This window comes from Paenibacillus sp. MER 180, from assembly GCF_023713665.1.
Lineage (GTDB): Bacteria > Bacillota > Bacilli > Paenibacillales > Paenibacillaceae > Paenibacillus_B > Paenibacillus_B suaedae.
In genome coordinates this window covers 1-5,400 of sequence record NZ_JAMAVT010000040.1, presented here as the reverse complement: position 1 = coordinate 5,400, position 5,400 = coordinate 1, and the positions used below count along the sequence as shown (strand labels likewise).

General features: G+C 45.2%; 10 protein-coding genes. All 10 read left to right on the top strand.

The window, feature by feature from the left end; genetic code table 11:
* Nucleotides 1-585, top strand: a 585-nt coding sequence (locus M3661_RS29535; protein WP_251491040.1) for an ATP-binding protein, incomplete at its 5' end; no start/stop codon positions are given.
* A gap of 130 nt (nucleotides 586-715) precedes the next feature.
* Nucleotides 716-868 (top strand): hypothetical protein, encoded by a 153-nt coding sequence (locus tag M3661_RS29530; RefSeq protein ID WP_251491037.1) that lies wholly within the window; start codon nucleotides 716-718, stop codon nucleotides 866-868.
* A 269-nt stretch (nucleotides 869-1,137) separates the two neighbouring features.
* Nucleotides 1,138-1,653, top strand: a complete 516-nt coding sequence (locus tag M3661_RS29525; protein WP_251491034.1) for a Holliday junction resolvase RecU — start codon at nucleotides 1,138-1,140, stop codon at nucleotides 1,651-1,653.
* Entirely contained in the window at nucleotides 1,650-2,318 is a 669-nt protein-coding gene (locus tag M3661_RS29520) for a sigma-70 family RNA polymerase sigma factor (RefSeq protein WP_251491031.1), read from the top strand. The genes M3661_RS29525 and M3661_RS29520 overlap by 4 nt, the downstream gene beginning before the upstream one ends.
* Before the next feature lie 72 nt (nucleotides 2,319-2,390).
* Entirely contained in the window at nucleotides 2,391-2,732 is a 342-nt protein-coding gene (locus tag M3661_RS29515) for a hypothetical protein (RefSeq protein WP_251491028.1), read from the top strand.
* Nucleotides 2,723-3,265 (top strand): hypothetical protein, encoded by a 543-nt coding sequence (locus M3661_RS29510; protein WP_251491025.1) that lies wholly within the window; start codon nucleotides 2,723-2,725, stop codon nucleotides 3,263-3,265. The genes M3661_RS29515 and M3661_RS29510 overlap by 10 nt, the downstream gene beginning before the upstream one ends.
* Before the next feature lie 54 nt (nucleotides 3,266-3,319).
* Nucleotides 3,320-4,282, top strand: coding sequence for a phosphoadenosine phosphosulfate reductase domain-containing protein (locus M3661_RS29505; protein WP_251491023.1), 963 nt, complete (start codon nucleotides 3,320-3,322; stop codon nucleotides 4,280-4,282).
* Nucleotides 4,283-4,315: 33 nt separating this feature from the next.
* Entirely contained in the window at nucleotides 4,316-4,483 is a 168-nt protein-coding gene (locus tag M3661_RS29500; RefSeq protein WP_251491021.1) for a hypothetical protein, read from the top strand.
* The gene (locus tag M3661_RS29495) at nucleotides 4,480-4,776 is read left to right on the top strand and encodes a hypothetical protein (RefSeq protein WP_251491019.1); all 297 of its coding nucleotides are present in this window, start codon (nucleotides 4,480-4,482) and stop codon (nucleotides 4,774-4,776) included. Before M3661_RS29500 ends, M3661_RS29495 begins: the two co-directional genes overlap by 4 nt.
* 30 nt (nucleotides 4,777-4,806) lie before the next feature.
* Nucleotides 4,807-5,277, top strand: a complete 471-nt coding sequence (locus tag M3661_RS29490) for a hypothetical protein (protein WP_251491017.1) — start codon at nucleotides 4,807-4,809, stop codon at nucleotides 5,275-5,277.
* The last annotated feature ends 123 nt before the right edge of the window (nucleotides 5,278-5,400 follow it).

The window sequence follows — 5,400 nt, the reverse complement described above, 5'->3', positions numbered from 1 at the left end:
AACTTGGAACGACTATTTAAAGCATCCGCTATTACCGAGGAGTTCCGCAAGAAGACATTTGATGTCTTTGACCTGAACGTACCAGAAATCGTAAGAGAGGCCTATACAGTTGCTTGTGAATATGTACGGGACTTTGACAACATCAAAGATCAACGTCAAAACAGCATAGCTCTCCTTGGGCGACCTGGTAGCGGCAAGACAACACTGCTTATGGCGGCTGCTAATGAGCTTCTGCAGCGAGGGATAGAAGTTCTCTACTTCCCATGGGTGGAGGGGTTTAACGAACTAAAGAACGATTTGAGTGCATTGGATGAACGTATAGGGCGGCTACAACGAGCAAAGATGTTATTCCTTGACGATGTGTTCAAGGGGCGAACGGAACCTACACCGTTTCAACTGGAACAACTCTTCGCCATCGTGAACTATCGGTACCTAGAAAATCTGCCACTCATGATTAGCTCAGAGCGAAGCTTCGCACAGATGTGCGGAATTGACGAGGCAATCGGCAGCCGGTTACGAGAAATGGCAAAGGGCCATACAGTGACGTTGGCGGGCGGAATGGAGCTCAACTATAGATTGAGGTGACAGCGGCATGTGCGAAGTCTGCGAAGACACAAAGGTAATGGTGTGGCAATTTAAAGGCAGTTTAAAAATAGGGCCGTGCCCATGCTGTAGCAAACAAGCAGCAGAGTACGACCACCCGGGGGCTAAGTGAATGAACTGGACTTCGGCAACCAAAGAGCAATTATGCGCTGTGATACTGGATGACTTGGCAACGGAGACTGATATAGAACAAGCAGGAGAGGAACTATACAAACGGCTTAGAGAGGGTGAAGACAATGAAATGCAAAGTAGACGGATGCGGTAAATCCGCTAATAAAACATGGGCATTAGTTCCGGTGTGTAATGAGTGTCGGGGAGAAATACGGCGAGAGTTTAGCCATTATTACTCACAACAAATAACGGCATCTGAGAGAGTTGTATATTTCAAGATCAAGCATCTCACGCCTTGGGGACGGCGGAAATGATCATCAGGCGAACGGAACTGTGCCAATTTCGTGGTCTACAGATTCAGGAGACTAACGGGAAGGGTTGACCATATGAACGCCTTAGAAACGAAAATAGGAGGGGAAACGAATGTCGCATGCAAATAGAGGAATGGCATTTGAAAGCCTGATCGATTATACGAATGAGGCATACGACCGGAATGGTAAGGCAGTGATAAACAAGCGGCCTACTCCGGTAAAGGTTACACGTTCAAGGGGCAGTAAGGTAATGGCTGGGTTCTTCGAAAAACCGTCTACAGTAGACTATGACGGAGTTGCAAACGGCAGGGCAATAGCATTCGAGGCCAAATCGGTTGAGAGTTTGACCAGATTCGATATTAGCAACATGAATAACCACCAGTATGAGTACTTGGAAAAGTATCACCGTCAACAGGGCATAGCATTTCTGCTAATACACTTCACGAAGTTACACAAAACATATCTAATGCAATTTGAAACTCTCAGATCATATTGGTTGAGAAGCAAGGAGCCAAAAGGCAGAAAGAGCATTCCAATTGATGACTTCGAAATGCATGCCTATGAAGTACCTACAACAACGGTTCCAGTGGATTACTTATCAGTCGTTGAAAGGGTGTATGTAGCATGACGCAAATAGCACATTCACACCCGGCACTGGGCGACATTGAAACTTTCATACGGAACAACATGGGGCTAGTAATGAAGTCGGCTGCTAGATATTCAAGATTAACTGGAGTTGATTATGAGGACTTAGTATCAGAAGGGACTATTGGCCTTATGATGGCATACACCCGATTTGATGAAAAGAAAGGGTACGCGTTCTCAACGCTAGGTGTCAGATATATAAACGGATACATTCTTACTTATCTTCGCAGCAACGGAAGGACAATCCGAGTACCTACGCACATATTTGAAGTAGCAACGTCAATTTACAAACGGCGATGGGAGAATGAACCAGCAGAGTTCATAGCCAAACAATTGAAGATCCCAGTTTCATATGCTGAACAGGCACTTGAACATGCTGCTGAAAGAACTATGACTTCCCTTGATGCACCAATCGATGACGTAGATACTCCATTAGGCACTTTGATACCGTCTGATGAAGATTATACAGATATACACGTCAAGGATTTTTTAGACACTCTCTCGCAGAGAGAAAAGGAATACATTCAGCTTATCTCAGTCGGATTCAATCAAAGAGAGATAGGAAGAAAGTACAACATTACACATCAAGCAGTAAGTTTGAAAATCAAAATTGTTAAGGAAAAGGCGAAAGCTTATTTCGGCAAATAACCAGTAAACCACATACTGGCGTGACGCTTTACATGCACTAAACCGAACGTATGTACGTGAAAAGGTGGTTTTATGACCAAAAAAGAGGTCAAAGCAGCAATTGAACAGGTTTTTGAGCGGTACAGGCATTTCAATATCTTAAACAAACTCAACCTATCAGAAGTGCCAGAAGAAGCACATATTTGTAGGACAATTGATGACATCGTAGCAGGCTTAGATCCAATTGAAAAACAGATCATTCAGGAACGGTACATGAAGCAAAACAGAGTAACTGATATGCAGGTTTACTCATTCAAACTCGATCCGCCAATAAGCGCGGTGACATACGCAAAGATTCGGAGTATGGCATTTGAAAAACTACTTCTAGCCTTTTCAGAGCTAGGAATCTATAAGGGGGAACGGACATGTCAGTAAATACAAAGAAATTGTGTCAGCTACTCAAATATGCAGCAAGTAGAACCTTGATATGGAGCAAGCTTGAAGATGGCCACACGATTACAGATCGGCATTTCATGGTTGCGTTCACAGAAGTCCCTCGGGATGTGATGTCTGTGTTACTCGGGATATTTTTGAGGATACCAGAAGACGGGCAATCGTTGAAAATAATGGGTGGAGAACTACAAGATGATTTCTCACTACTGAACCATGAAGGTTTAGCAAAGTACAAGGATGCAAATGTTGAGGGGCTAGTAACTCCTTACTTAAAAGATATTGATGGTGTGAAGGCAAGGGTGCTGCAAATTGGCGATAGATTTGCATTAGTAAACGACCGATTCATGGGGCTTACGACAGATAAAGTCGTGAGAGGATATGAGTCACCTTTCATGCCAATTTATCTGTCTAGCGGCGCGATTCTCGTATTGCCATTCAGATATTCCACTGGAGACGTAACACAAACCGAATTACTCAAGATTACAACTCATTTTGAGTACTCCATCCAGGTGTAAGGGAGGGAATAGAGTGAACAACCTATTCCAAATGGGCAGCAGGGAGGGGAGAGCATGAACAACCACATAATCTTCTTCAGCGGCGGCAAAGCCAGCTTCGCGGTTGCTGATTGGGTTCAAACGCAATACCCGAATGACAACATCCTGCTGTACTTCACTGACACACTATGGGAGCACGAGGACTTATACCGGTTTATCGACGAGGCATCTGACAAACTGCGTCTACCAATGCTAACGCACAGCGCCGGGCTTAATCCGCTGCAGCTCATGTTCGAGAAGAAACTTGTTTTTAACTCCCGGATCGGAGACTGCTCGAAACTCCTGAAAATGAAGGTAGCCCGCGATTTTCTCATGAAAGGAAAGCCGCCAGCCATCGAGAAATGGCGGAACCGGGAGTATCTACGACAAGAGGACTTTGTCACTGGCGCCACGCTCTACTTCGGGATTGGCTTCGATGAGATGCATCGACAACCTGCGATCGTAAAAAATTGGGCGCCATTTAAAGTTGAAATGCCATTGATAGACCACAACATATGGACAGACAAAATACTTCTGAAACATGGAATCCGACAGCCGAAGATGTACGATTACGGATTCGCTCACAACAACTGTAATGGGCGTTGCGTCAAGGCCGGACAAGGGCATTACAAGCTGCTTAAAGAGCGCATGCCGGATGTCTTCCAGAAGATTATGGAGCAAGAACACCACCTTTGGAACTGTGTTTCGGCCTTCCGGTACATCAAGGATTCGGAGCTACCGCCAGACGTCGAGGAAATGGAGTTGCAACGGCTTGATGATGCATATCGGGACTATTTCTATGACCGTGCCGATCGTCCGAAGCTGTATATCCATCCGAGCGCCGGGGCTACAGACGAACATATGAAGGTCAAACGGTACAGCTTTATGAAGCGAAACAGTGAACCTTATACAATCAGGGACTTATACGAGGACGGAAAGAACAACTGCCAGATTGATTTGTTTGATATCGGCGGCTGCGGTTGCTTCTTGGAATATTAAATCAGGGCAAAGCCCAAGGGGAGAGAACGGAACATGTGTGAAGGTTGTATCTATAATCGCCCTGTGTATGCATGGGGCGAAGTGATTGAGAATGCATGTTGGTATCGGCATGATACGAAAAAAGAGTTATACGGGAAAGCGGATGATGAGTCATATTGCAGTGGGAAAACAACCGAGGACGGGGAGAGTGTAGAACGATGAAATATTGTCCAGAGTGCGGCGTGAAATATGGCTTTGTAAAACGTGAATACGGGAAGGAATACTGTAGCAATGGAAAGCACCATACACGGCGAATTGCATTGCGAGAATGGGAGAATGAACGTGTTGAGCTTGTTTCATCAAGTTACGAAGACGGCGGTCACCGCAGCGGAGATGTAGGTAATGTTGTGGACGTTAAAGCTTGCGTGCGAACAGGTGAAATCGACTTACGAATTCGGTGGTACAACGGGGCGGAAGAATGTTGGATCGTTGCTGAAGACTGCACATCATACTAGGGCCTTCGGGCCCTCTAAGGGGAGAGATAGATGAGCAAAACACCAGAAACGCTTGCACTAGAACGGTCTATTTGGAAAGCCACGAACAAGATGGGGGTATTCGGTTGTTTCGAAGTGACGATTGGCTGGTATGGCAAGGAGCGCGTCGATTACATCACCTTCGACACAAAGGGAGTATGGCGGTGTTATGAGATAAAGGTTTCAAAAGCTGATTTCAGATCAAAAGCTCATAACACTTTCTGTGGGAATTTTAACTATTACGTTATGCCGCGGGAGTTGTTCGAAGAAGTTAAGGAAGAAATACCGGAGCATATCGGTGTGTATGTCGATCATGGATACTGGCCTTTTGTAAAGTGTATCAAACGAGCTAAACGGCAGGAATTGAGCGAGGACGAACAGGTATTGAAAGATTCATTGATTAGGTCGTTAAGCAGAGAAGTTGCTAAGAAAGATAAACAGCTTCGACTTATAGAAAAGGAAGCACAAATCCAGATGATATGAGGGCTACGGCCCTCTAAGGGGAGAGATACAAGTGACTGAAAGCGAGTTGAAGATGCTGAAGTCGGACATAACAGCAGAAGTCATCAAGGAACTGACAGGTAAGGATCTGAGAACGGCACAAGA

Bases quoted from the DNA above. Each gene is read 5' to 3' on its own strand.
- M3661_RS29500 (WP_251491021.1), top strand. From the start codon at position 4,316: ATGTGTGAAGGTTGTATCTATAATCGCCCTGTGTATGCATGGGGCGAA.
- M3661_RS29530 (WP_251491037.1), top strand. From the start codon at position 716: ATGAACTGGACTTCGGCAACCAAAGAGCAATTATGCGCTGTGATACTG.
- M3661_RS29515 (WP_251491028.1), top strand. From the start codon at position 2,391: ATGACCAAAAAAGAGGTCAAAGCAGCAATTGAACAGGTTTTTGAGCGG.
- M3661_RS29520 (WP_251491031.1), top strand. From the start codon at position 1,650: ATGACGCAAATAGCACATTCACACCCGGCACTGGGCGACATTGAAACT.
- M3661_RS29510 (WP_251491025.1), top strand. From the start codon at position 2,723: ATGTCAGTAAATACAAAGAAATTGTGTCAGCTACTCAAATATGCAGCA.
- M3661_RS29490 (WP_251491017.1), top strand. From the start codon at position 4,807: ATGAGCAAAACACCAGAAACGCTTGCACTAGAACGGTCTATTTGGAAA.
- M3661_RS29505 (WP_251491023.1), top strand. From the start codon at position 3,320: ATGAACAACCACATAATCTTCTTCAGCGGCGGCAAAGCCAGCTTCGCG.
- M3661_RS29495 (WP_251491019.1), top strand. From the start codon at position 4,480: ATGAAATATTGTCCAGAGTGCGGCGTGAAATATGGCTTTGTAAAACGT.
- M3661_RS29525 (WP_251491034.1), top strand. From the start codon at position 1,138: ATGTCGCATGCAAATAGAGGAATGGCATTTGAAAGCCTGATCGATTAT.